Here is a 25,332-nt window from a genome sequence, read left to right on the forward strand (position 1 = left end):
CCCAGTCGAAATAAACGACCAAACCGCCCACATATCCCTTCAGATATCCAGCAATGTCAAAAAGCAAGGAAACAAAAACAACCGAGGCGCCAATCTCTCAGCGCTAACCCAGCCGCTCCGTTCCCGAATGTCCGTCAGAACCCCGAACCCAAAGGCCGGCCGTTCCGTCCCGTCCAGCGTCCCCGCCGTTCGGTGAAGCGGTATTTACGAAGCGCAGACGAAGGGCGCAAGAGGAAAATTCCGGCAGGTGGCAAAGTTTTCCGCAACCCCTTGGCATGGCTGCGAAACTTCCGCGCACAAAGGCGCCCCGCCCCGGGCGCGCCCAGGGCCTCGCCTGCGAACCCACGGCCCCAGCCTGGACGATTCCGGGCCGATCCTGAACGGCCGGATCGAGTCACGCGATGCAGAATCGCGGACCTGCCCGCCTTTTCGGCAGACTGCCTGCGCTTGACGACAAGGCGATGACGATTCGACAGCAGTCCGGAAACGAAAAAGGCGCGGCCCTTGCGGGTCGCGCCTTCCGGACAATGCCTTGCTGAAATCAGCGCTTCGAGAACTGGAAGCTGCGGCGGGCCTTCGCCTTGCCGTATTTCTTCCGCTCCACAACGCGCGAGTCGCGGGTCAGAAAGCCCGCCGCCTTCAGCGCGGCCCGCAAGGAGGGCTCGTGCAGCTGAAGAGCCTGGCTGATGCCGTGCTTCACAGCGCCAGCCTGGCCTGACAGGCCACCGCCACTCACCGTTGCCATGACATCGTACTGGCCGGCAACGCCGGCAACCTCGAAGGGCTGGCGCAGGATCATCTGCAAGACAGGGCGGGCGAAATACTGGGTGTAGTCCACATATTCGCCCTTGTTGTTGCGAATCAGGAACTTGCCGGAACCGGCCTTCACCCACACGCGGGCAACAGCGTCCTTGCGCTTGCCGGTCGCATAGGAACGGCCCTGGCTGTCGCGCTGCGCCTCGCGGCGGGGGGCTTCGGCCACTGCGGCGGCACTGCCCGACACGACGGATTTCAGATCGTCGAGGCTCTTGATGTCTTCGGCCATAATCACGCGCTCCGGGTGTTCTTGGCGTTCAGGACCTTGACGTCCAGAACTTCGGGCTGCTGCGCTTCGTGCGGGTGCTCGGCACCGGCATAGACGCGCAGGTGGGTCATCTGCTGCTTGCCCAGCTTGTTGCGGCTGATCATGCGCTCGACGGCCTTGATCACCACACGCTCGGGATGGGCGCCTTCCAGCACCTGGCGGGCCGTGCGGTGCTTGATGCCGCCCGGGTGGCCGGTGTGCCAGTAGTATTTCTTGTCATCCCGCTTGTTGCCGGTCATCTGCACCTTGTCGGCGTTGATGATGATGACGTTGTCGCCCATGTCCATGTGCGGGGTGAAGGTCGGCTTGTGCTTGCCGCGCAGGCGATTGGCGACGATCGTGGCGAGGCGGCCCAGAACGACGCCCTCGGCGTCGATCAGGATCCACTTCTTCTCGATCTCCGCCGGTTTCGCGGTATAGGTTTTCATCTTTCGTCCCTTCAGGGTCGTGAAATTCGAGATGGCGGTATATCCGCGATCAAAGGCAATCCGTCAAGCGCGACGTAAGCAAGTATTCCGAATGTAATCAGTTACTTGCGAAATAGGTAACTTTATACCACATCACAATGCGCTGTTTTGCGGTGTTTTTGGTGGAATCGAATAGGTCATCGAGCAGCGCGCGACCGGATCCGCCATCCCGTCCGAAAAGACCAGCGCCTCGGCCACGGCAAGGCTGCGCCCCAGCTTGAGGATCCGGCATTCGGCCAGCAGGTCGCGCCCTGCCGCAGGCTTGCGCATGAAATCGACCGAGGCATTCGTCGTCACCGCCAGCGCCACGGGCCCGATCCGCGACAGGATCGCGCAATAGATCGCTACATCGGCCAGCGCGAAGATCGAGGGGCCGCCGACCGTTCCGCCGGGCCTCAGGTGCCGGTCGTCCACCCGCCACCGGGCGACCAGCCTGTCCGGCAGCACCGCCTGGATGCTGCAGGCATCCGCGACCTGCGGGAAGTCCCTGGCCAGAAACGCGTTCAGCGCCTGCGCGTCCATGACGATATCCATGCTTTCCCCCTGCCCCGCCCGGGCATAGGCTTCCGGCAAACCGAGGAGGAGATCAAGATGGCGGACCTGGTGCTGAGGGAGGATGGCGACCATATCGCGCGGCTGGTGCTGAACAGCCCCGGCAACTACAACGCCCTGTCCGTCGAGATGATCGCCGCGCTGACGGATGAACTGGAACGGATCGGCGGCGACGACCATATCCGCGTGGTGGTGATCGCGGCGACCGGCAAGGCGTTCTGCGCGGGCCATGACCTGAAGCAGATGCAGGTATTGCGCGGGGACGGGGATGAGGGGCGTGCGGCATTTCCCGAGCTGTTCGACAGCTGCGCCCGGATGATGCAAATGATTCCCGCCCTGCCCCAGCCCGTCATTGCCGAGGTCCAGGGCGTCGCCACCGCGGCGGGCTGCCAGCTTGTCGCGTCCTGCGACATGGCGGTCGCCTCGGACAGCGCGCGCTTCGGCGTCAACGGGGTGAACATCGGGCTGTTCTGTTCAACCCCCATGGTGGCCCTGACCCGCGCCATTCCGCCAAAGGCCGCGTTCGAGATGCTGGTGACCGGAGAGTTCATCGATGCCGCCCGCGCGCTGGAACTGGGCCTGGTCAATCGCATCGCCACACCCGAGGCGCTGACCGATACGACCATGCAGTTGGCCGCCACCATCGCAGCCAAGCTGCCCGCTGCGATCCGGCTGGGCAAGCGCGCCTTCCACGACCAATTGCGGCTTGGTCTGGCCGATGCCTATGCCAGCGCGGGCGAGGCCATGTGCCGGAACATCCTGCTGCCCGACACGGCCGAGGGAATGGCCGCCTTTCTTGAAAAGCGCCGGCCCGCCTGGACCTGATCAGCGCGTTTCCAGCGCCCTGACCAGGGCGGTGAAATGCTCGCCGCGCTTCTCGAAGTTCGGGTACTGATCGAAGCTTGCCGCCGCAGGCGCCAGAAGCACGGTTTCGCCCGGCTCGGCTTCGGAGGCGGCATGGGCGACGGCGGCTTCCATCGTTTCGGCAATCTCGTAGGGGGTGTGGCCGATCTCCAGCGCGAAATCGCGGGCTGAATGACCGATCAGATAGGCCTTGGTGACACGGCCCAGGCAGGGTGCCAAGGCGCCGATGCCGCCTTCCTTGCCAAGCCCCCCGGCGATCCAGCGGATCCGGTCGAAGGCTTGCAGCGCCTTGGCGGCGGCATCGACGTTGGTGGCCTTCGAATCGTTGACGTAGCGGACGCCGCCGATTTCGGCCACGGTCTGGCTGCGATGCGGAAGGCCGGCGAAGCTGCGGAACGCGGCCTCGATCTCACGGGGGGCAAGTCCCACCGCGCGACAGGCGGCATAAGCCGCGCAGGCGTTCTGGTGGTTATGGGCGCCCGGCAGGCCTGTCACCGCGCGCAGGTCGATGGAGGCTGCCTGCCGTCCCTTGCGGTATTCCGCAAGGTGCCCCTTGCGCGCAAAGACCGACCAGGCCGTTCCTTCCAGCCTCTGGCCCGAGGACACGCGGATCACCCGGTCATCGGCCGGTCCCATCGACAGCTGGTCCGCCAGATACAGGCCCTCGATCTCATCCACCCCGATCACCGCGCGATCCGGCCCGCCTTCGGCGAAAAGCCTGCGTTTGGCGGCGAAATAGCCGCCGTGGCCACCGTGGCGATCCAGGTGGTCGGGCGAAAGGTTGGTGAAGACCGCGACATCGGGCGTCAGCGCGCGGGCAAGTTCCGTCTGGTAGCTGGACAGCTCCAGCACCACGACCTCGCCATCCTCGGCGGGCTCCAGCGACAACACGCCCGTGCCGATATTGCCGCCCATCTGGGTCGGACGACCGGCTTCCTTCAGGATGTGATGGATCAGCGCGGTCGTGGTGGATTTGCCATTCGACCCGGTGACGGCGATCACGCGGGGCGCGCGGTCGAAGCCCTCCCAGTCGGCGGTCGCATAGCTGCGGAAGAACAGGCCGATGTCGTTGTCCACCGGGACGCCAAGCGCATAGGCCTTGGCGATCACGGGATGCGGCTTCGGATAAAGATGCGGGATGCCGGGGCTGGTGATCAGCGCGGCAACCCCCTGCCAGGCATCGTCGCGGGTCAGGTCGGTGATGGTCAGGCCATCGGCGGCGGCCGCCTCTCGGGTGTCATTGCCGTCATCCCAGGCGATGACATTCGCGCCGCCCGCCGCCAGGGCGGCGGCGGTCGCCTTGCCGGAACGGCCGAGGCCCAGGACTGCAATGGTTTGGCCTTCGACGCCTTGGACGGGGATCATGGGAATTCTCTTGCAAGATGGGACGCCAAGGCAAATCCGATAGCGACGGAGCAGGCGAAACCCCCGGCATATCCAAAGGATGCTATCAACTTTCCGATCGGACCCGGAAACATCTCCATAAGCACCTTAGCCGTGTAATCTGCGAGACGGTAAGTCGCCTTATAATGAAGTGCGATGCCTAGGATGCCGAAACCGATCAAACCAAAGCTGCCGAAGTAGCGGAGGAACGGATCATTAAGCTCCCAATCACCTATGAAGCTTGAGAGTGCTAAGACGAAAGCTGCTTCTAATGCTAGCGCAACAGCAAAATTTCTTCCGATCGCCTCAAAAGATTCGTCGATCATCTCACCTCAACTTCAGCGTCGCCAGCCCGATCAGCGCCAGGATCAGCGAGATGATCCAGAAGCGGATGACGATCTGCGGTTCGGCCCAGCCCTTCTTTTCGAAGTGGTGGTGGATCGGGGCCATCAGGAAGACGCGGCGGCCCGTGCGCTTGAAATAGGCGACCTGGATGATGACCGACAGCGCCTCGACCACGAACAGCCCGCCCACGACGGCCAGGACGATCTCGTGCTTGGTGACGACGGCAATGGCGCCAAGCGCGCCGCCAAGCGCCAGCGACCCGGTGTCGCCCATGAAGACCGCCGCAGGGGGCGCGTTATACCACAGGAAGCCCAGTCCTCCGCCGATCAGGGCGGAAACGAAGATCAGGATTTCGCCCGTTCCGGGGACGTGGTGGACGCCCAGGTAGTCGGTGAAGTCCACGCGGCCTACGGTATAGGCGATGACCCCCAGGGTGCCCGCCGCGATCATCACCGGCATGATCGCCAGCCCGTCCAGACCGTCCGTCAGGTTCACCGCATTGGCCGATCCGACGATCACCAGCATCCCGAAGGGAATGAATGCCAGCGACAGGTTCAGCAGCGCGTCCTTGAGAACCGGCAGCGCCAGTTGTCCCGACAGGTCGTCCGGATGCAGCCACATTGCCCAGGCCGAGGCGACAAGGGCCAGCGCCAGTCCCATCGCCATGCGCTTGCGGCCCGACACGCCCTTGGTGTTCTGCTTGCTGACCTTGGCATAGTCGTCGGCAAAGCCGATCGCGGCATAGCCCGCCGTGACCAGCAGCACGATCCAGACATAGGCGTTGTCCAGCCGCGCCCAGAGCAGGGTCGAGAAGAACAGCGCCGACAGGATCAGGATGCCGCCCATCGTGGGGGTGCCCGCCTTGACGAAATGGCCCTCGGGGCCGTCGTCGCGGATGGGCTGGCCCTTCTTCTGCACCCGGCGAAGATAGTTGATCAACGGACGGCCGAAGATGAAGCCGAAGATCAGCGCCGTGAAGAAGGCCGCGCCCGCGCGGAAGGTGATATAGCGGAACAGGTTGAAGAGGTCGCCCCCTTCGGAAAGGCCGCTCAGCCAATAAAGCATCGTTCAATCTTTCGTTTCAGATGCGGGCGTTTGCGACGATTTCCGCAGGGCGTCAACAACGGTCGAGATTTTCGAGGACTTCGAGCCCTTGACCAGCACGATGTCGCCGGGGGCGACCAGATCCGCCACCCGCCCGGCGAGTTCCGCCGCCGTTTCGGCCCAGATCCCGCGCTTGGCCGAGGGAAGCGCATCGTGCAGATGGCGCATCCGCGGACCGGCGCTGTGGACCAGATCCACCTGCGACATGGCCGGGTCGTCGGCCATCCCGCGATGCATGGCGATCTCGTCCTCGCCCAGTTCCAGCATGTCGCCCAGGATCGCCACGCGGCGTCCGCCCTGCAGCCCGGCCAGCGTGGCAAGCCCCGCCGACAACGAGGTCGGGTTGGCGTTGTAGGCATCGTCGATCAGGCGCAGGCCCGCCAGATCCTCGACCGCGCCGCGCCCCTTGGGCGGCAGCCAGTCGCCAAGGCGCTTGCCCGCTTCCTTCACATCCGCCCCGGCGGCGGCCAGCGCGGCCAGAACGCCGACGGCGTTCATCGCGAAATGCATGCCGGTGGTGTGCAGGGTGAAGTCAACGGTTTCGCCGCCGATCCGCGCGTGGCACCTCAAGGCTCCGTCGTCCGGCCTGGCCTGCACCAGCCTGGCCTGTCCGTCGCTCCCGAAGCCCATGACCAGGGCACCGGCGTCATCCGCGCAGTCACGCAGGATCTGCGTGACCGCTAGATCCTCGGGGAGGATGGCGTGGCCGATGGGCTCCAGCCCCTGGAAGATCGACCCCTTCTCGCGGGCGATCCCCTCAATGGCGCCGAAGGCTTCCAGATGGGCGGCTGCAACGGTCGTGATCATCGCGACATGGGGGCGGGCCAGGCGCGACAAGGGCGCGATCTCGCCCGGGTGGTTCATGCCGATCTCGATGATGGCAAAGTCGGTGTCGCGCGGCATCCGCGCCAGCGTCAGCGGCACGCCCCAATGGTTGTTGTAGCTGGCCTCGGCCGCATGGATGCGGCCCTGCCCCGCCAGCGCCGCCCGCGCCATGTCCTTGGTCGAGGTCTTGCCGACCGAACCGGTGATGGCGATGACCTTGCCCGTCATGCGCTGGCGCCCGGCGCGACCCAGGGCCTCCAGCGCGGCCAGCACGTCCGGCACGACCAGCAGCGGCGCAGCGGCATCGACGCCGTCAGGGATCCGGCTGACCAGCGCGGCGCAAGCGCCCTTGTCCAGCGCCTGGCCCACGAAGTCGTGCCCGTCGCGCAGGTCCTTCAGCGCCACGAACAGGTCGCCCGGCTGGATCGTGCGGGTGTCGATGGACACGCCCGCCGCCACCCAATTCCCCTGAACCCGCCCGCCTGTTGCGGCGGCGGCTTCCTCGGCTGTCCAAAGGCTCATATCTTGCCGTCCAGTGCTGCGACCGCGACAGATGCCTGTTCGGCATCGTCGAAGGGATAGACATCGTTGCCGATGATCTGGCCGGTTTCGTGTCCCTTGCCGCAGATCAGCAGCGCATCGCCCGGCAGCAGCGCATCGACGCCGCGCAGGATCGCCTCGGCCCGGTCGGCGACCTCGGTCGCGTCGGGGCCGGCGCCCTCCATGACGGCGGCGCGGATGGCGGCGGGATCCTCGTTCCGGGGGTTGTCGTCGGTGACGATCACCACATCGGCGAACTGGCGCGCGGCCTCGCCCATCAGGGGGCGCTTGCCCCGGTCGCGGTCGCCGCCCGCGCCGATTACGCAGACGATGCGGCCCATGACATGCGGGCGCAGCGATTGCAGGGCGGCGACGACCGCACCCGGCTTGTGGGCGTAATCGACAAAGACCGTGGCGCCGTTTTCCCGCTGCGCGACAAGCTGCATCCGCCCCCGCACCGTATGCAGTTCAGGCAGGGCGCGCAGCGTTGCCTCTGCCGCATCCCCCGATGCAAGCACCAGCCCTGCCGCCGCCAGCACGTTTTCGGCCTGGAAGCCCCCGATCAGCGGCAAGCGGACCAGATGCGGCTGGCCCATCAGCGAGAAACGCAGGTCCTGGCCGGTCGCGTCATAGCGCTGGCCCAAAATGCGCAGCATCGCGTTTTCGCCGGTGCCGACGGTCGTGACGGCCAACCCGCGATCCGTGGCGATGTCCAGCATCTGCCGCCCGCGATCGCTGTCGATGTTGATGACGGCCGAGGCCCCATCCTCCAGGATATGATTGAACAGCAGCGCCTTGGCCGCGAAATATTCGTCAAAGCCCGCGTGGTAGTCCAGGTGGTCCTGGCTGAAATTGGTAAAGGCCCCGGCCTCGACCCGCACGCCGTCCAGGCGGCGCTGGTCCAGACCGTGGCTGGATGCCTCCATCGCGGCATGGGTGACGCCCGCCTCGGCAGCCTCGGCCAGGATCCGGTGCAGCGTCAGGGGATCGGGCGTGGTATGGGCCAGCTTCGCCTCGTAGTCGCCCTGCACGCCCATGGTGCCCAGGCTGATCGCCTTGTGGCCCAGATGCTGCCAGATCTGGCGGGTGAAGCTGGCGACGCTGGTCTTGCCCGAGGTTCCGGTGACGGCCACCACATGTTCGGGCTGCAATTCGAACCACAGGGCGGCAGCACCGGCCAGGGCGGCGCGCGCATCCTCGGCCACGACGACGGCACCGTTCCAGCCGGACAGGGCAGAGGCCGCCATCTCGGCCCCGGCGCGGTCGGTCAGAACGGCGCCCGCCTCCATCCGCAGGGCATAGGGGATGAATTCGGCGCCATGCACCGCAGATCCGGGCAGGGCGGCGAACAGATGGCCGGGCTTCACGGTGCGGCTGTCCAGCGACAAACCGGTGATGGCCGGGTCGCGCCCGTCCCTTGCCCGCAGCCCCAGCTGCGACAGCGTTTTCGTGCCTTGCCCCACAGTCCTACCCGTCATTGATTTGCGACGACCTTTAGCTCATCGCCCGGTTGCGATTCAACACGGGGCTCGAAGCGCGGCGCGATGACCGGCAGCTTTTCGTCGGTCACGGGCTCCAGCCCGACCAGCGGCGCCAGGCGGCGGATCATCGCGCCCGCGACCGGCGCAGCGGTGGTTCCGGCGGTGCGTGTCTCGCCGCCCGGCCCCGTGACGGAAGGTTCGTCAAGCGCCAGGATCAGCACATATTTCGGTGCGCTTGCCGGAAAGACCGAGGCGAAGTTCGCGACCACCTTGTTGTCGTAATAGCCACCCGAGGGGCGCGGCTTGTCGGCGGTCCCGGTCTTGCCCGCGACCTCGTATCCCTCGACCTCGGCCTGCCGGGCGGTGCCGCGCGTGACGACCTGGCGCAGCATGTCCACCGCGCGGGCGGCGGCGCGTTCGGACAGGATCTGCTCGCCTTCGGGGCGGGTGCGGCCATGGATCAGCGTGGGCATCACCTTTTTGCCGCCATTGGCCACGGTGGCATAGGCGGCGGCCAGATGCAGCGGGCTGGCGGCAAGGCCGTGGCCAAAGGACACGGTCGCGGCCGTGACGGCGGGCCAGCGGGTCGGGACCAGCGGCTTGCCGGTCGGCGCCTCGACCATCTCGATCGGCAGGGGGTCGAAGAAGCCCAGCTTCTGCAGGAAGTCCTTCTGCTTGTCCACGCCGATCATCTGCGCGATCCTGACCGTGCCCACGTTCGAGGACTTAACGATCACATCGGTGGCCGACAACTGCGGGCCATAGTTGGAAAAGTCGTTGATCCGGTACTTGCCGATCCGCATCGGCGTGGTGGTGTTGATGCCGCTGTTGGGGTTGATGATCTGCAGATCCAGCGCCTGCGCGACCGGGAAGATCTTGAAGGTCGAACCCAGTTCATATTGCCCCTGGACCGCGCGATTGAACAGCGGACTGTCGGACGGATCGCCCTTCAACAGCGGACGCGGGCGGTCGTTCGGATCGAAGTCGGGCAGGCTGGCCATCGCCAGGATCTCGCCCGACTTGATCTCCATCAGGATGCCGGTGGCGCCCTTGGCGTTCATCACCTCCATGCCGGAGGCGAGAACCTGCTCCATCGCCGCCTGCACCGGCAGGTCGATGGACAGCTGCAAGGGCGCGCCTTCGTTCGCGGGATCGCGCAGCCAGCCGTCGAAGGCCTTTTCCACGCCCGCGACGCCTAGGACCTCAGCGCTGTCCACGCCCTCGTTGCCGAAGCCCGACCCGCCGAGGATGTGGCTGGCGATATGGCCGTTGGGATAAACGCGCATCTCGCGCGGGCCGAACAGCAGCCCCGGCTCGCCGATGTCGTGGACGGCCTGCATCTGCTCGGGGCTCATCTTGCGCTTGATCCACATGAACTTGCGGCTGCCGGTGAAGTCGCGCAGCAGCTTCTGTTCATCCAGATCGGGGAAGATGCGCGCCAGTCCCTGCGCCGCGCCCACTGGATCGACCATCTGGTGGGGATGGGCGTAAAGCGAATGCGTCAGCAGGTTGGTTGCCAGCACGCGGCCATTGCGGTCGGTGATATCCGCGCGCTGCGAGACGATCTGCGCCGACATCACGTCGCTGCGCGGCTCGATCGCGTCGCTGGAGGCCAGCGCGCCCATGCGCACGCCCACCACGCCGAAGCCCAGGACGAACAGGCTGGCCATCAGCGCCAGGCGCTTTTCAGCGCGGCGGCGGGCCTGGTCCTGGATCGCCTCGTGGCGCAGGCGGCGGTTCTCGGCCTCGATCTCGTCGGGATTCTCGCCACGCTCTCGGGCGCGGAGGATCCGGGCCAGGGGTCGCAAGGGAATGCGGATCATGACGGTCACTCCTGCGGGGCGGCGTTGCCGGGGGCTTCGGATGCGGCTTCGGGTTCAGGTTCCGGCGGCGCGGGGGGCTTGGGATAGTCGATATGGCCCAGGTCCATCACCTGCCCCGCCTCGCGCGGGATCAGCTGCAGCCGGTCAAAATTCAGATCCACCAGTTCGCGCAGCCGGTCAGGGCGGTTCAGATAGGCCCATTCGGCGCGCAGCACGCCAAGGTCCTCGCGCAGGGCCGCGATTTCCCGCTGGACCTGGCTCATCTCGCCGATGGCTGCCTGGGTGCGGTAATTCTCGCGATAGGCCCAGAAGGCCAGGCCCATCACCAGAAGCGCGCAGGCAAGATAGGTCAAGGGACGCATCAATGGCCCCCCTTCGGCAGACGCGGCATGGCCAGGGCATCGGCATCGACCCCTCCGGCGGGGGCCTCGGTGCGAACGGCCACGCGCAGCAGCGCGGACCGGGCGCGGGGATTGGCGGCCTCTTCGTCCGGGTCGGGGCCGATGGCGCGGCGGAAGGGCATGGTGAAGGCCGCAGGCGCCGTGTCCTGCACCGGCGCATAGCGGCTGCCGCCGCCCGCGCTGTTCGACCGCGCCTGCATGAAGCGCTTGACGATCCGGTCCTCCAGCGAATGGAAGCTGACCACGGCCAGCTTGCCGCCGGGCTTCAAGGCGCGTTCGGCGGCGGACAGGCCATCGACCAGCTGGCGGAATTCGTCGTTCACCCAGATGCGGATCGCCTGAAAGCTGCGCGTGGCGGGGTGGCTCTGCCCCGGCTTGGAGCGCGGCAGGCACGATGCCACGGCCTCGGCCAGCTCTGCCGTGCGGGTCAGCGGGCGGGCGGCGACGATGGCGCGGGCGATGCGGCGGGCGGCGCGCTCCTCGCCATAATAATAGAGCACATCGGCGATCACCGATTCCTCGACGGTGTTCAGCAGATCGGCGGCCGAGGGCCCTGCCTGTTCCATCCGCATGTCCAGCGGCCCGTCGCGCAGGAAGGAAAAGCCGCGTTCCGCCAGATCCAGCTGCATCGAACTGACGCCCAGATCCAGCACGACGCCGTCCAGTGATTCGCCTGCAAGTTGATCAAGGTCCGAGAAGGTCCCCTCGACCAGCCGCAGCCGGTCGCCGTACTCGCCCGCCCAGCTTGCCGCCATGTCGAAGACCAGCGGATCGCGGTCCACGCCGATCACCTTGTCCGCCCCCGCCGCCAGCAGGCCGCGGGAATAGCCCCCTGCCCCGAAGGTGCCGTCCAGCCAGACCCCGGACACGGGCGCGACCGCGCGAAGCAGCGGGGCAAGAAGAACAGGCACATGCGACTCGGCCATGGTCTACTCCTCGCCCAATTGGTCGAGGAACGAGCGCGGGTCGAATTCGGGGCCGTGCTGGGCGGTGAAGTCCTCCAGCGCCGCGACATCCTTGGGCCGGGAATCGGGGTGATAAACCTGGACATAGTCGCCGCGCGATTCGAAGATCGTTTCACTTCCGTCGGCTAGGCCCAGTTTCTCGCGCAGTTTCTGGGGCAGGACCAGGCGGCCCTCCTTGTCGATTTCCAGATCCGTTGATTGTCCGTTCATCAGCATTTCCAGCCAGCGGCGCTGCGGGCTGCCGCGCGTCAGCTTGTCGATCTGCTCGTCGATTTCCTCGATGGCCTCGATGGTGTAAAGCTCGATCCAGTTCCACCAGTCGGGGCCGTAGACGGCCACAAGCTGCGTGCGTCCGGTATTGGCGGTGGCGAAACCCGGGTCGCCGGCATCGAATACGCGCCGCAGCCGGGCCGGGACCGACATGCGCCCCTTGCCATCGACCTTGACGGATTCAGTGCCTCTGAACTTCCGCGCCACCCTTGGCCTGCCTCACTGCCGCTCTTCCGCCCGCCCAAAAGAGAAAGGGCGGATCGGGCCGCTGCCACTGCCCGATCCGCCGCCCTCGTTCCCCGTCCTGGCCCCTTTTTGGGGTCTCGCCCTGTCACGCGCCACCTGGGGGAGGTGCTGCTCGCGCATGCGGACGCTTATTTGGAAAACGGATGCCTGTATGAAAGCCTGCTCGCCTGTGGGGTCTTTGTTGCCCCTTTGCTGCCCGTCTTCGTGATCTGGTTGTGGCATGGGAATTCATGGGAAGCAACGGTATTCTTCGCCCCGAGGCGAAGCTAAAGGGCGAACGGCGGAATGCCGCAAACGGGGCATCTTCCTGATCCGAATCGAAAAAGGCGCAATGGGTGGGATTCCAAGCGCATAAAACATACCAAATCTAGGAGATTAACTTTTGTTAACCAAGGCCTTTTCGGTCGGAGCGGGCCTTGCGAGCGGGTGCCACCTGTTGCGACTTATCCACAGAAAACTGGGTTTGCCGATTTATTGCTCACGGACCCTCACGGAAAGGCGAGCACGCACAACCCTGACGCGACACGCCGCCAAACCCCTGCATTCCCGTCCATTCCCGAAAGGCTTCGCGATCAGGCCACGCTGTCCCCGATCAGACGCCCTGCGAGCTGCGCGTAAGCCTGCGCCGTGGCACCCTCGGACAAGGCTACCGGAAGACCCGAATCGCCTGCAAGCCGCACTTCCAGTTCCAGCGGAAGCGCGCCCAGGAACGGCAGGCCAAGCCGGGCGGCTTCAGCCGCTACCCCGCCGTGGCCGAACAGATGCGCCTCGTGCCCGCAATTGGGACAGACATAGGTGGACATGTTCTCCACCAGGCCGAGGACGGGGGTTTTCAGCTTGTTGAACATGTCGATGGCGCGGCGGGCATCCAGCAGCGCCACGTCCTGCGGGGTCGAGACGATGATGGCGCCCGTCACCGCCGCCTTCTGGCACAGGCTCAGCTGCACGTCGCCGGTGCCGGGCGGCAGGTCGATCAGCAGCACGTCCAGTTCGCCCCAGTTCACCTGCTGCAGCATCTGCTGCATCGCGCCCATCAGCATGGGACCCCGCCAGACGACCGCCTCGCCTTCCTTCAGCATCAGGCCGATCGACATGACGGTGACGCCATGGGCGTGCAGCGGCTCGATGTGCTGGCCGTCGGGGCTGGCCGGGCGGCCCGACACCCCCATCATGCGCGGCTGCGAGGGGCCATAGATATCCGCGTCCAGCAGACCCACCCGCCTGCCCGCGCGCGCAAGCGCGACCGCAAGGTTCGAGGTCACGGTGGACTTGCCGACGCCGCCCTTGCCCGATCCGATGGCGATGATGTTCCTGACGCCCGGAATCGCCTGCGGTCCCGCCTGGCCGGTCGGATGCCGCCCGATCTGCAGCGAGGGCGCGGCGCCCGAACTGCGCACGGGCTCGCCCTTCGGCTTGCCCGCAGGGGCGGTCATGACGATCTGGACCCGGGCCACGCCCGGCATCCCCTCAAGCCGGCGCCGGGCCTCGGCCTCGACCGGAGCGAGGGCGCGCGCGGCAGCGGCATCCGCGACCTCCAGCACGAATCTGATCGTGTCGCCCTCGACCGAAAAGGCCCGGACCAGATCGGCTTTTTCCAGGGTCCTCCCGTCCGGCAGAAGGATATCGGAGATTTCCCTTAGGGCAGCTTCACGGTTCACGGACATGTCAGGCCTGTTCTTGCAACTCAGGCGCCAACATGGTTCAGGACGCGCGCCGCATCAACCACCCGCCGCAATTTGCGGCATCACGCCGCCGGACATGCACCCCGCGCCCATTTTTGCAGCGCAGCGTGACCGCTAACTGCTTCTGACCGTAACAATTCTGTCATGAATATCACGGCGATATGAGGTGCTTGACGCGCCAGTCATGCGGTTGCTGCATGGCAGCATTCCCAAAGCGTCCATTGTGCAGACGCAGCATTCGGGCCATCTTGTGTTCATCGAAAGGCGCCGGGCCAATCCGGGCAGGGCGCAACCGCAAGAACAAAGACGCTGAAAAGGAACATGACATGGCTGCTATCGCCCAAACCCACAACGCCGCTGCCTCGCTTGGCTTCGCTGGCCGTCTGATGGCTGCGATCCAGCGCATGCAGGAAAACCGCGCCCGCCGCGCAATCTATCGCCAGACGGTGCGTGAACTGAATGCCCTGACCAACCGCGACCTGGCGGATCTGGGCATCAACCGCACGATGATCGCCCGGTTGGCCCGCGAAGCGGCCTGGGGCAAGTAAGAACTGACCTTTCCGCCCCACCTCCTCCCCGGGGCGGACCTGACGGCATCCTTTCTCCTCCTCCCATGAGGATGCCGTCACAAACAGCGCTGGAACCCTTTCTCCTCCCCAGGGTTTCAGCCGCAGGCGGCGGCCCCTTCTCCTCCCTCGGGGGTCGCCGCGTACCGAATATAGCCGCCCCATCCCGCGGCACCAGAATACGGCCCGCCCTCTCCTCCTCCCATGGGCAGGGTCGTCTGCGGTGAAGCCTCTCCTCCTCCCTGGCTGAACCGCACCCCATATAGCCGCCTCATTTGCGGCACCCTGATGCGACGGACCTCTCCTCCTCCCAATGGTCCGTTCGTTGGCGGCAACGGCCTTTCCTCCTCCCATGGCCTTGCCGCACCCCATACGCGGCCCCTCCCTCCTCCCTGGGCCAGCGTTGCGCGGCGGCGCCCCCTCCTCCTCCCTGGGCGCCGCCGCTTTTCATTTCAGACCTGCCGGAACTGCCGCCCCCGGGCCGCGTTGTCGCGGGTCATCCGGGGGGCAATGCCATGAACAGATACCGCAAGGGCGCGAAGGTCGAATGGGACTGGGGCAGGGGCACCGGCAGCGGCAAGATCGCCGAGTCCTTTACCGAACCGGTCGAGCGAACCATCAAGGGCACCAAGGTCAAGCGCGACGCCGACACTGGGAACCCCGCCTATTTGATCGAGCAGGACGACGGCGACCGGGTGCTGAAAAGCCATTCCGAACTGCGCAAGGCGACATAGGTCTTTCGCCGGGGATGGCTGCGGGCTAAGGGCCGTTCATGCTCAGCTATCAACACGCCTATCACGCCGGAAATCTGGCCGACCTGCACAAGCACGCCCTGCTGGCCGCCGCGCTGGATTACCTGACGCGCAAGGACAAGCCGCTGTCCTATCTGGAAACCCATGCCGGACGCGGGCTTTACACCCTGGACGGGGCCGAGGCCGCCAAGACGGGCGAGGCCCGCGCCGGCATCCAGCGGGCCGAGGCCGAGCGTTGGCTGCCCCCCGATCACCCGCTTCTTGCCGCCCTGGCGCAGGTCCGCCGCAGCTACGGGGCCTCGGCCTATCCCGGATCGCCGCTGATCGCCGCGCATTTCCTGCGCCGGGGCGATTCCGCCCATCTGGCCGAACTGCATCCCGCGGAATACGATGTCCTGTCCACCGTTGCGGGCTTTGCCACGCTGCACCGGCAGGACGGCTTCCAGATGGCGCAGGCGGTCTGCCCGCCGACCCCCCGGCGGGGCATCATCCTGATGGACCCGAGCTATGAGGTGAAGGCGGACTACGCCGCAATCCCGCGCCAGGTCGGGCTGATCGCGCGGAAATGGAACGTGGGCGTCATCGCGCTGTGGTATCCAGTCCTGACCGACGACCGCCACCGCCCGATGCTGGATGCGCTGATGGTCGCCCATCCCGATGCCCTGCGGTCAGAGGTCGCCTTCCGCCCCGCCCGCCCCGGCCATTCCATGGTGGGATCGGGCATGTGGGTGCTGAACGCGCCTTTCGGCTTGGCCGAGGAAGCCGCGCGGATCGAGGCGATCTTCCGCCGGAACGCCTGATCGGGGGGATTCCCCTGCCCTTGTGCCTGTGGCATGATCCCCCGACCAATCCAGAACGGCCCGTCCATGTCGCAGCGTCTTTCCCTCAGCGCCACCATCCTCCTGGCCCTTGCCGTGGCCCTGGGCCTTTATTTCGCCTTCGCCGCCGTGCAGGGTCCGTCCGGCATCCTTCGCCGCATCCAGATCGAGTCCGAGACCGTCGAACTGTCCGTCCAGCGGGACAAGCTGAAATCCGAAGTGCAGGAGATGCAGAACCTGACCCGCCGGATGTCGGACGAATATCTGGACCTCGACCTGCTGGACGAACAGGCGCGAAAGGTCCTGGGCTTCACCCGCGCGGACGAGGTGATCCTGCGCTGACGCCCGTCGCGTTCGCGGATTGCGCCCTTCCGGTTGATCGGTTACGGATAGTTTAACGCTGAACTATTCTGACCGCGCTTTGAGGAGGACCCCCCGCATGGCCAGGAAGCCTGCCCCCGCAGCCGAGGCACAATCCCCCGATACACTGTCCAACGTCTCTCGGGACGAATTGCTGCAATATTACCGCGACATGCTGCTGATCCGCCGTTTCGAGGAAAAGGCAGGCCAGCTTTACGGCATGGGCCTGATCGGCGGCTTCTGCCACCTGTATATCGGCCAGGAGGCCGTCGTTGTGGGCCTGGAAGCGGCCACCAAGGAAGGCGACAAGCGCATCACCAGCTATCGCGATCATGGCCACATGCTGGCCTGCGGCATGTCCGCGCGCGGGGTGATGGCGGAACTGACCGGGCGCGAGGGGGGATACTCCAAGGGCAAGGGCGGCAGCATGCACATGTTCAGCCGCGAAAAGCACTTCTATGGCGGCCATGGCATCGTCGCCGCACAGGTGCCGCTGGGCGCGGGCCTGGCCTTTGCCGACAAGTATCTGGGCAATGACAATGTGACCTTCGCCTATTTCGGCGATGGCGCGGCCAACCAGGGTCAGGTCTACGAGACCTACAACATGGCCGTGCTGTGGGAACTGCCGGTGATCTTCGTGATCGAGAACAACCAGTATGCCATGGGCACCTCGGTCAAGCGGTCCACGAAATCGACCACGCTGTTCGGTCGTGGCGAGGCGTTCGGCATCCCCGGTGAGCAGGTCGATGGCATGGACGTGCTGGCCGTGAAGGCCGCGGGCGAGAAGGCCGTGGCCCACTGCCGCGCGGGCAAGGGCCCCTATATCCTGGAAGTGATGACCTATCGCTATCGCGGCCACTCCATGTCGGACCCCGCCAAGTATCGGACGCGCGAGGAAGTGCAGAAGATGCGCGACGAACGCGACGCCATCGAGCATGTCCGCGAACTGCTGCTGCAGGGCAGCCACGCCAGCGAGGATGACCTGAAGGCCATCGACAAGGACATCAAGGACATCGTCAACGATTCGGCCGAGTTCGCCAAGGAAAGCCCGGAACCGGCGCTGGAAGAATTGTGGACCGACATTTACGCCGAAGACCTGCCCCAGGGCAGCGCCGAAGAAGTCGCCTGAGGGAGGGCTGAATTTATGGCAACCGAAATCCTGATGCCCGCCCTGTCGCCGACCATGGAGGAAGGCACCCTGGCGAAATGGCTGAAGAAGGAAGGCGACGCGGTCAAATCCGGCGACATCATCGCCGAGATCGAGACCGACAAGGCCACGATGGAGTTCGAGGCGGTCGATGAGGGTATCCTCGGCAAGATCCTCGTGTCCGAAGGCTCGCAAGGGGTGAAGGTCAACACGCCCATCGCCGTCCTGGTCGAGGAAGGCGAATCCGCCGATGACGTGAAGGCCGCAAGCACGCCCGCGCAGGCGCAGGCGCCCTCGACCGCCGAAGGCCCGAACGAGCAGGGCCAGCCCGGCAAGTCCGCCGTGGAACAGGTCAAGACCCCCGAACCCGACCGCAGCCCCGACTGGCCGGAAGGCACCAGGATGAAGACCATGACCGTGCGGGAAGCCCTGCGCGAGGCCATGGCCGAGGAAATGGAACGCGACGAAACCGTCTTCCTGATGGGCGAGGAAGTCGGCGAGTACCAGGGCGCCTACAAGATCAGCCAGGGCCTTCTGGACAAGTTCGGCCCGCGCCGCGTCGTGGACACCCCGATCAGCGAGATCGGCTTCGCGGGCATCGGCACCGGCGCCGCGCTTGGCGGGCTGCGCCCCATCGTCGAGTTCATGACCTTCAACTTCGCCATGCAGGCGATGGACCACATCATCAACTCGGCCGCCAAGACGCTGTACATGTCGGGCGGCCAGATGGGCTGCCCCATCGTCTTCCGCGGCCCGAACGGCGCAGCCGCCCGCGTGGCGGCCCAGCACAGCCAGGATTACGCGGCATGGTATGCCTCGGTCCCCGGCCTGAAGGTGGTGATGCCCTATTCGGCGGCCGATGCGAAGGGCCTGATGAAGCAGGCGATCCGCGACCCGAACCCGGTCATCTTCCTGGAGAACGAGATCCTCTATGGCCGCTCCTTCGAGGTGCCGGATCTGGAGGATTTCACCATCCCCTTCGGCAAGGCCCGCATCGCGCGCACCGGCAAGGACGTGACCATCATCAGCTTCGGCATCGGCATGTCCCACGCCCTGGAAGCCGCCGACAAGCTGGCAGGCGATGGCATCGAGGCCGAGGTGATCGACCTGCGCACCCTGCGCCCCATCGACTATGGCACCATCATCGGATCGGTGAAGAAGACCAACCGCTGCGTCACGGTCGAGGAAGGCTTCCCGGTGGGCTCCATCGGCAACCACCTGTCGGCCTATATCATGGAAAACGCCTTCGATTACCTGGATGCGCCCGTGATCAACTGCACCGGCAAGGACGTGCCCATGCCCTATGCGGCCAACCTTGAAAAGCACGCCCTGATCACCGTCCCCGAAGTCGTCGAGGCGGTGAAGAAAGTCACCTACAGGTAAGGGGAACGCGTTATGCCGACAGAAATCCTGATGCCCGCGCTGTCCCCCACCATGGAGGAAGGGACGCTTGCGAAATGGCTGGTGAAAGAGGGTGACGAAGTGAAATCCGGCGACATCATCGCCGAGATCGAGACGGACAAGGCCACGATGGAATTCGAGGCCGTCGATGAAGGCAAGATCGGCAAGATCCTGATTGCCGAGGGTTCGCAGGGCGTGAAGGTCAACACGCCCATCGCCGTGCTGCTGGAGGAAGGCGAGGATGCCTCGGCGGTCGCCAGTCCGGCACCTGCCAAGGCCGCACCCGCAGCCGAGGAAAAGGCCGCCGCCGAAAAAAGCTATGGCAGCCCCATCAACCCCCCGATTGCAGGCGATGCCGGATCGGCCCAACCGGCGCCCGCCAAGGCTGAACAAGGCAACCGCGTCTTCGCCTCGCCCCTTGCCCGCCGCATCGCGGCCGAAAAGGGCATCGACCTGACGGGCATCACCGGCACCGGCCCGCGTGGCCGGATCGTCAAGGCCGATGTCGAAAGCGCAAAACCGGGCGCAGCCAAGCCCGCGGCGGCGCCCGCTGCCGCACCGGCTGCGACGCCTGCCCCGGCACCCGCCGCGCAGGCGCCCAAGGCCCCCTCGGCCGATGCGATCCTCAGGATGTATGCGGACCGCGAGACGTCAGAGGTGCCGCTGGACGGCATGCGCCGCACCATCGCGGCGCGCCTGTCCGAGGCCAAGCAGACCATCCCGCATTTCTACCTGCGCCGCTCGGCCAAGCTGGACGAGTTGATGAAGTTCCGCGCCATGCTGAACAAGCAGCTTGAATCGCGGGGCGTGAAGCTGTCGGTCAACGACTTCATCATCAAGGCCTGCGCGCTTGCCCTGCAACAGGTGCCCGACGCCAACGCCGTCTGGGCGGGCGACCGGATCCTGAAGCTGAAGCCGTCGGACGTGGCCGTGGCCGTCGCCATCGAAGGCGGGCTGTTCACCCCGGTCCTGAAGGACGCGCAGCAGAAGACGCTGTCGGCCCTGTCGGCCGAGATGAAGGATCTGGCCAGCCGCGCCAAGTCGAAGAAGCTCGCCCCCCACGAATACCAGGGCGGCAGCTTCGCGATCTCGAACCTCGGCATGTTCGGGATCGAGAACTTCGACGCGGTCATCAACCCGCCCCATGGCGCGATTCTGGCAGTCGGCGCCGGCATCCAGACCCCCGTGGTGGAAAATGGCGAGGTCGTCGTCCGCAACGTCATGTCGATGACCCTGTCGGTGGATCACCGCGTCATCGACGGCGCGCTTGGCGCGCAGTTGCTGGAAGCCATCGTGAACCATCTGGAAAACCCGATGGGGATGCTGGCCTGATCAGGTCGAAAGCATGAAGAAAGGGGCGCCACGCAAGCGCCCCTTTTTCTTGTTCTTCTTCATGAAAATATCCTCGGGGGTCCGGGGGCAGACAGCCCCCGGCTATCGCGGGACGCAGATCAGGCCAGCGCTTCCTCGATGGCGCCCACAAAGGCGTCCAGATCGTCCGGGTTGCGGCTGGTGATGATGCCCCGGTCCACCACGACCTTTTCATCCACCACATCGGCGCCCGCATTCTTCATGTCGGTGCGTATGGAATCATAGCTGGTCAGCCGGCGGCCTTGCGCCAGACCAGCCTCGGCCAGCAGCCAGGGCGCATGGCAGATCGCGGCCACGGGCTTTCCTGCCTCGGCAAAGCTGCGGATCAAGCCGATTGCGGTCTTGTCGGTCCGCAGGTTGTCGGGATTGATCACCCCGCCCGGCAGGACAAGCACGTCATAGCTGGCAGCATCAACCGCCGAAATGGCTTTGTCGGCGGTTACGGACTTGCCCCAGTCCTTCTTGTCCCACGCCTTGATCTCGCCCACCTCAGGCGCGGCGATCTCGACGTCGTGGCCGGCTTTCCTCAGCTTTTCCAGCGGCACGAACAGTTCGGACTGCTCGAACCCGTCCGAAGCCATGATCAGAACCTTTGCCATAAGTGGTCTCCTTTCGCATCAGCCCACCCAATGCGGCCCGTCCGGCGAAGTTCCGACCTATTCTGCGGCCCCTTGCGGCCTGTTCACCCCGATCCGCCGTCTCAGCCAGCCGGTTAGCCGCCCCTGTCCCCCGTGGATCAGCGAGAACAGCGAGGGCACGAACAGCAGCGACAGCACGGTGGAAAGCAGCAGCCCCCCGATCACCGCGATGGCCATGGGCGCGCGGAACTCGCCCCCCTCGCCCGTCGCCAGCGCCGAGGGGATCATCCCCGCGCTCATCGCGATGGTGGTCATGACGATGGGGCGCGCGCGCTTGTGGACCGCGTCCAGGATCGCGTCGCGCTTGGTCACGCCTGTCTCGATGGCCGACACCGCGAATTCCACCAGCATGATCGAGTTCTTGGTGACGATCCCCATCAGCATCAGGAAACCGATCACCACCGCCATGCTGATCGAATGGCCGGTGACGAACAGCGCCAGGATCGCGCCGCCGATGGCAAGCGGCAGGGACAGCAGGATCGTTACGGGGGTGATGAAGTTGTGGAACAGCAGGACCAGCACGACATAGACCAGCATCACCCCTGCGCCCATGGCGGTGCCGAAGGCGCCGAAGACCTCGCCCATGATCTCGGCATCGCCCGAGGGCTGGATGCGCGTGCCGGGGGGCATCTCGATCCGGGACTGCAGCTCGGCCACCTGGGCGCTGACGGGGCCCAGCAGCTGCCCGTCGGCAAGGTTGGCGCTCACCGTCGTCTGGAACTGGCGATCGTATCGCCCGATCTCGGTCGCGCCCGCCGACAGGCTGACCTCGGCCACCGTCCCCAGCGGAACCTGCCCCGAAGCCGAGTTGACCCGCAGGTTCTGCACCGTCACTAGGTCGGCGCGGGCATCGGCATCCAGCCGCACCACGATGGGGATCTGCTCGTCGCCCGCGTTGAACTTGGCCAGGTTCGATTCGACATCCCCCAGCGTCGCCACCCTCAGCGTGGTCGCCATGTCGCTGGCGGACACGCCAAGCTGCGCCGCCACATCGGCACGGGGCGTGATCTGGATCTCGGGGCGCTGCAAACGCGCCGTGGTGGTCACGCTTTCCAGGGACGGCAGTTGCGACATGGCAGCCGCCAGGCGTTCGGCGGCAAGCGCCGCGCCATCCTCGGTTTCGCCCAGGACATTGATGGTCAGGTCGTTCTGGCCGTTCTCGTTCTGGAAGTTGATGCGCATGTCCGGCGTCCCGGACAGGCGCTCCTTCAGCTCCTCCTCCAGCACGAACTGGGACCGCTCGCGGGTTTCCTTCTTGCCATAGTTGATCATCACCCGCGCCTCGGTCACGTCGGAGCCGTCGCTGTAGACGAAAACCGACTGCACCTCGGGCACCTCGTCGATTTGGGCGGACAGGCTGCGGGCGGCGTCTTCCGTGTCGTTGATGGTCGCGCCGGGGGGCAGCTCGACCTCGATCTGGCTGCGGCCGACGTCGGATGCGGGGATGAACTCGGTGGGCAGCAAGGTCGCGGAATAGATCGATCCCGCGAAGATCCCCACCCCTGTCAGCAGCGTCAGCCCGCGATGGCGCAGGGTCCATCGCACGACCCGCATCAGGTTGCGCATCACGAAGCCGTCCTGCTGTTCGGTCCCGTGCACCGTGCCGCGCATCAGATAGGCCGCCATCATCGGCGTGATGATCCGCGCCACCAGCAGCGAGAACAGGACTGAGACCGCGACCGTCAGCCCGAACTGCTTGAAATACTGCCCCGGGATCCCGCCCATGAAGCTGACCGGCGCGAAGACCGCCACGATGGAAAAGCTGATCGCGATCACGGTCAGGCCGATCTCGTTGGCGGCCTCCTCGCTGGCCTCGTAGGGGGGGACGCCCATGCCGATATGGCGGACGATGTTCTCGATCTCCACGATGGCGTCGTCCACCAGGATGCCGGTGACCAGGGTGATGCCCAGCAGGCTGATGCCGTTCAGCGTGAAGCCCAGCCAGTGCATCACGAAGAAGGTCGGGATGATCGACAAGGGCAGCGCCACGGCGGCGACCAGCGTGGCGCGCCAGTTGCGCAGGAACAGGAAGACCACCACCACCGCAAGCGCCGCGCCTTCGTACAGTGTATGCATCGCGCTCTTGTAGCTGGCCTCGGTATAGGTGGTTGCATCGTCGATCAGGGTGATGCGGACATTCGGATGGCGTGCGGCGATCTGGTCCAGACGCTCTTTCGCCGCATTGCCCGCCCCCAGATCCGAGGCCCCGGTGGTGCGATAGATGCCGAAGGCCACGACCGGCTGGCCATCCAGCAGGGCAAAGCTGCGCTCCTCGGCCGGGCCGTCGAGGACGCGGCCCAGCTGGTCCAGCCGGATCGTCCGGCCCTCGGCGATGCTGATCGGCGCGCCGGCAAGCTGTTCGACGCTGTCGGCCGCGCCCAGGGTGCGGATCGAATACTCGCGCCCCGCCAGATCGCCACGCCCCCCGCCCAGGTCGATGTTGCGCGCCCGAAGCTGGTTCGACACATCGGCCGCCGTCAGCCCGTGGGCCAGCAGGCGGTCGGGGTCCAGTTCGACCTTGATCTCGCGCGCGGCCCCGCCGATGCGGCTGGTCTTGCCGACGCCGGGGACGGTGGACAGTTCTCGCCCGATCACGTCATCCACGAATTTCGACAGCGATTCGATGGACTGGGTCGGGTCGCTGACGGCATAGGTCAGGATCGGCATGCCCGTCACGTCCAGCCGCTGGACCAGGGGTTCGTTGATGCTTTCGGGCAATTGCTGGCGGACGTTCGAGACGGCGTCCTTGATGTCGTTGACGGCGCGGTCGCTGTTCGTCTCAAGCTCGAACTCGACCACGATCACGGCGGCGCTGTCAGTCGCGGTAGAGGTGATGTGGCGCACGCCGGTCACGGATGCGATGCTGTCCTCGACCGGCTGGATCACCTGGCTGGTCAGCTCGGACGGCGCCGCGCCGGGCTGGTTGATGGTCACCTGCACCAGCGGCAGGTCGATATTGGGCATCGCCGTGACCGGCAGTCGGTTGAAGCTGTAAAGCCCGACGATAAGAAGGACCAGGAAGATGGCGACGGGCGGGACCGGATGGCGGATCGACAGGGTCGCGAAGTTCATGGCCCCGCCCTTTCGGCGGCGACCGGACGCACCTGGTCGCCGGTTCGGAAGAACGCGCCGGACCGGGCGATGACGGCCTCGCCCAGGGCCAGGCCCTCGGTGATCTCGCGCCGGCCGTCCCACAGCAGCCCGGCGCGGACGGGGCGGCTTTCGACCGTGCCGTTCTTGACGACCTGCACGCGTTCGCCGGCGTCGTCCGCCAGCACGGCGCCGGCGGGAACTGTCACGGCCTGGCGCCGGTCCGTGATGACCCAGCCGCTGGCGAATTGCCCGGTCCTGACGCCGGCGGCCTTGTCAAGCGAGATCCGCATGAGGCCAAGCCGCGTCACCGGATCGACCGCGGCCGGAACCAGCCGCACCGATCCCGCCACCATGCCCGCGCCCGCCACGGTGATTTCGGCCGGGTCGCCGACCCTGAGGCTGCCCAGAGCCGTTTCGATCACCTCGGCCGACACCTCGACCGCGCCATTGCCCAGCAGGGTGAACAGCGGATCCGTCACGGCCCCCGCCAGAGTGCCCAGTTCGGCAGTGCGCGCGACAACCACGCCGTCGACAGGTGCGGTGATCTCGGCCCGCTCGAGGTTCAGCTCGGCGATGCGCCGCGCGGCCTGGGACTGCGCCAGGGCGGCCCGGGCCAGGGCCAGCCCGCCGGCGGCGGATGCGGCCTCCGCGCGGGCATTCGCCTCGGCTGCGATGGCATCGTCCAGCGCGGACTGCGAGGCGGTGCCGCCTTCGCGCAATTGCTGCACCCGCTGCAAGGTCGTCTGCGCCTGCGTCAGCGAGGCCTCGGCGCTGTCGATGGTGCTTTGCGCCTGTCCGACGACCGCCTCGGCGCGCAGGTATTCCGAGCGGGCCTGTTCCAGCAGCACCGACAGCTCTTCCGTGGACAGCCGTGCCAGAACCTGCCCCTTGGTGACGCTATCGCCCGCCTCCACCAGGATCTCGGTGATCTCATGGCCCGAGACTTGCGGAAAGACCTGCACTTCCTGCCGGGCGACGATGGTGCCCGAAATCGGGACACGGGCCTGGACCTCGGACCGGGCGGCGACCTCGACGGTGACGGATGGCACGGTGCGGGCGGGCGCCTCTGACGCGGTCGCGGGTTCGTTGGCCCATGCGGCCAGCGGCAATCCGAATCCGACAAGAAGGGCGAAAAGAAAGCGCATGTACCAGCC

General features: G+C 66.1%; 24 protein-coding genes. 8 read left to right on the forward strand and 16 right to left on the reverse strand.

The features are described 5' to 3' along the window. Positions 1–541: 541 nt before the first annotated feature. The 3 genes from rpsI to OU682_RS10590 form a co-directional block, all read right to left on the reverse strand. Complete coding sequence (gene rpsI / locus OU682_RS10580; protein WP_268942083.1) at positions 542–1,045, reverse strand: 30S ribosomal protein S9; 504 nt, start codon at positions 1,043–1,045, stop codon at positions 542–544. A gap of 2 nt (positions 1,046–1,047) precedes the next feature. Further along, positions 1,048–1,512 (reverse strand): 50S ribosomal protein L13, encoded by a 465-nt coding sequence (rplM, locus tag OU682_RS10585; protein WP_103174744.1) that lies wholly within the window; start codon positions 1,510–1,512, stop codon positions 1,048–1,050. 132 nt (positions 1,513–1,644) lie between these two features. Beyond that, positions 1,645–2,085 carry a PaaI family thioesterase gene (locus OU682_RS10590; protein ID WP_268942084.1) on the reverse strand — a complete coding sequence of 147 codons (441 nt, stop codon included), beginning with the start codon at positions 2,083–2,085 and terminating at the stop codon, positions 1,645–1,647. Positions 2,086–2,142: 57 nt separating this feature from the next. On the opposite strand from OU682_RS10590, the gene OU682_RS10595 reads away from it, so the two are divergent. Continuing rightward, complete coding sequence (locus OU682_RS10595) at positions 2,143–2,928, forward strand: enoyl-CoA hydratase (RefSeq protein ID WP_268942085.1); 786 nt, start codon at positions 2,143–2,145, stop codon at positions 2,926–2,928. Here the strand turns inward: OU682_RS10595 and murD are convergent, their stop codons facing one another. From murD to OU682_RS10645, 10 genes are all read right to left on the reverse strand, one after another. Further along, entirely contained in the window at positions 2,929–4,332 is a 1,404-nt protein-coding gene (gene murD, locus OU682_RS10600) for a UDP-N-acetylmuramoyl-L-alanine--D-glutamate ligase (RefSeq protein WP_268942086.1), read from the reverse strand. After that, positions 4,329–4,676 carry a hypothetical protein gene (locus OU682_RS10605; RefSeq protein ID WP_268942087.1) on the reverse strand — a complete coding sequence of 116 codons (348 nt, stop codon included), beginning with the start codon at positions 4,674–4,676 and terminating at the stop codon, positions 4,329–4,331. The genes murD and OU682_RS10605 overlap by 4 nt, the downstream gene beginning before the upstream one ends. A 1-nt stretch (position 4,677) precedes the next feature. Next, positions 4,678–5,760 (reverse strand): phospho-N-acetylmuramoyl-pentapeptide-transferase, encoded by a 1,083-nt coding sequence (mraY, locus tag OU682_RS10610; protein WP_268942088.1) that lies wholly within the window; start codon positions 5,758–5,760, stop codon positions 4,678–4,680. A 3-nt stretch (positions 5,761–5,763) separates the two neighbouring features. Continuing rightward, positions 5,764–7,146 (reverse strand): UDP-N-acetylmuramoyl-tripeptide--D-alanyl-D-alanine ligase, encoded by a 1,383-nt coding sequence (locus OU682_RS10615; protein ID WP_268942089.1) that lies wholly within the window; start codon positions 7,144–7,146, stop codon positions 5,764–5,766. Then, entirely contained in the window at positions 7,143–8,642 is a 1,500-nt protein-coding gene (locus OU682_RS10620; protein WP_268942090.1) for a UDP-N-acetylmuramoyl-L-alanyl-D-glutamate--2,6-diaminopimelate ligase, read from the reverse strand. Before OU682_RS10620 ends, OU682_RS10615 begins: the two co-directional genes overlap by 4 nt. Continuing rightward, positions 8,639–10,468 carry a peptidoglycan D,D-transpeptidase FtsI family protein gene (locus OU682_RS10625; protein ID WP_268942091.1) on the reverse strand — a complete coding sequence of 610 codons (1,830 nt, stop codon included), beginning with the start codon at positions 10,466–10,468 and terminating at the stop codon, positions 8,639–8,641. Before OU682_RS10625 ends, OU682_RS10620 begins: the two co-directional genes overlap by 4 nt. A 5-nt stretch (positions 10,469–10,473) precedes the next feature. Next, the gene (gene ftsL / locus OU682_RS10630; RefSeq protein WP_268942092.1) at positions 10,474–10,830 is read right to left on the reverse strand and encodes a cell division protein FtsL; all 357 of its coding nucleotides are present in this window, start codon (positions 10,828–10,830) and stop codon (positions 10,474–10,476) included. Then, a complete protein-coding gene (gene rsmH / locus OU682_RS10635) occupies positions 10,830–11,795 on the reverse strand; it encodes a 16S rRNA (cytosine(1402)-N(4))-methyltransferase RsmH (protein WP_268942093.1) in 966 nt (321 codons plus the stop codon). The genes ftsL and rsmH overlap by 1 nt, the downstream gene beginning before the upstream one ends. Before the next feature lie 3 nt (positions 11,796–11,798). Continuing rightward, positions 11,799–12,311 (reverse strand): division/cell wall cluster transcriptional repressor MraZ, encoded by a 513-nt coding sequence (locus OU682_RS10640; protein ID WP_268942094.1) that lies wholly within the window; start codon positions 12,309–12,311, stop codon positions 11,799–11,801. A 611-nt stretch (positions 12,312–12,922) separates the two neighbouring features. After that, complete coding sequence (locus tag OU682_RS10645) at positions 12,923–14,014, reverse strand: Mrp/NBP35 family ATP-binding protein (protein ID WP_268942095.1); 1,092 nt, start codon at positions 14,012–14,014, stop codon at positions 12,923–12,925. Between the two features lie 344 nt (positions 14,015–14,358). On the opposite strand from OU682_RS10645, the gene OU682_RS10650 reads away from it, so the two are divergent. The 7 genes from OU682_RS10650 to OU682_RS10680 all read left to right on the forward strand — a co-directional run bounded on the left by OU682_RS10650 (position 14,359) and on the right by OU682_RS10680 (position 20,408). Next, the gene (locus OU682_RS10650; RefSeq protein ID WP_268942096.1) at positions 14,359–14,580 is read left to right on the forward strand and encodes a DUF1127 domain-containing protein; all 222 of its coding nucleotides are present in this window, start codon (positions 14,359–14,361) and stop codon (positions 14,578–14,580) included. A 533-nt stretch (positions 14,581–15,113) separates the two neighbouring features. Next, on the forward strand, positions 15,114–15,332 hold the full coding sequence (locus OU682_RS10655; protein WP_268942097.1) for a hypervirulence associated TUDOR domain-containing protein: 219 nt from the start codon (positions 15,114–15,116) through the stop codon (positions 15,330–15,332). Positions 15,333–15,370: 38 nt separating this feature from the next. Next, the gene (gene rlmJ, locus OU682_RS10660) at positions 15,371–16,150 is read left to right on the forward strand and encodes a 23S rRNA (adenine(2030)-N(6))-methyltransferase RlmJ (RefSeq protein ID WP_268942098.1); all 780 of its coding nucleotides are present in this window, start codon (positions 15,371–15,373) and stop codon (positions 16,148–16,150) included. Positions 16,151–16,216: 66 nt separating this feature from the next. Further along, positions 16,217–16,510, forward strand: coding sequence for a septum formation initiator family protein (locus tag OU682_RS10665; protein WP_268942099.1), 294 nt, complete (start codon positions 16,217–16,219; stop codon positions 16,508–16,510). A gap of 97 nt (positions 16,511–16,607) precedes the next feature. Then, entirely contained in the window at positions 16,608–17,657 is a 1,050-nt protein-coding gene (gene pdhA / locus OU682_RS10670) for a pyruvate dehydrogenase (acetyl-transferring) E1 component subunit alpha (protein WP_268942100.1), read from the forward strand. A 15-nt stretch (positions 17,658–17,672) separates the two neighbouring features. Continuing rightward, on the forward strand, positions 17,673–19,058 hold the full coding sequence (locus OU682_RS10675) for a pyruvate dehydrogenase complex E1 component subunit beta (protein WP_268942101.1): 1,386 nt from the start codon (positions 17,673–17,675) through the stop codon (positions 19,056–19,058). Between the two features lie 12 nt (positions 19,059–19,070). Next, positions 19,071–20,408 carry a pyruvate dehydrogenase complex dihydrolipoamide acetyltransferase gene (locus tag OU682_RS10680; protein WP_268942102.1) on the forward strand — a complete coding sequence of 446 codons (1,338 nt, stop codon included), beginning with the start codon at positions 19,071–19,073 and terminating at the stop codon, positions 20,406–20,408. Positions 20,409–20,527: 119 nt separating this feature from the next. Here the strand turns inward: OU682_RS10680 and OU682_RS10685 are convergent, their stop codons facing one another. The 3 genes from OU682_RS10685 to OU682_RS10695 are packed head-to-tail and all read right to left on the reverse strand — an operon-like array spanning position 20,528 to position 25,323. Further along, entirely contained in the window at positions 20,528–21,046 is a 519-nt protein-coding gene (locus tag OU682_RS10685) for a type 1 glutamine amidotransferase domain-containing protein (RefSeq protein WP_268942103.1), read from the reverse strand. Between the two features lie 57 nt (positions 21,047–21,103). Beyond that, a complete protein-coding gene (locus OU682_RS10690; protein WP_268942104.1) occupies positions 21,104–24,157 on the reverse strand; it encodes an efflux RND transporter permease subunit in 3,054 nt (1,017 codons plus the stop codon). Continuing rightward, the gene (locus tag OU682_RS10695) at positions 24,154–25,323 is read right to left on the reverse strand and encodes an efflux RND transporter periplasmic adaptor subunit (protein ID WP_268942105.1); all 1,170 of its coding nucleotides are present in this window, start codon (positions 25,321–25,323) and stop codon (positions 24,154–24,156) included. The genes OU682_RS10690 and OU682_RS10695 overlap by 4 nt, the downstream gene beginning before the upstream one ends. Positions 25,324–25,332: the final 9 nt, after the last annotated feature.

The sequence above is a fragment of the Paracoccus benzoatiresistens genome (genome assembly GCF_026913015.1).
In the GTDB taxonomy this organism is placed as follows: Bacteria; Pseudomonadota; Alphaproteobacteria; order Rhodobacterales; family Rhodobacteraceae; genus Paracoccus; species Paracoccus benzoatiresistens.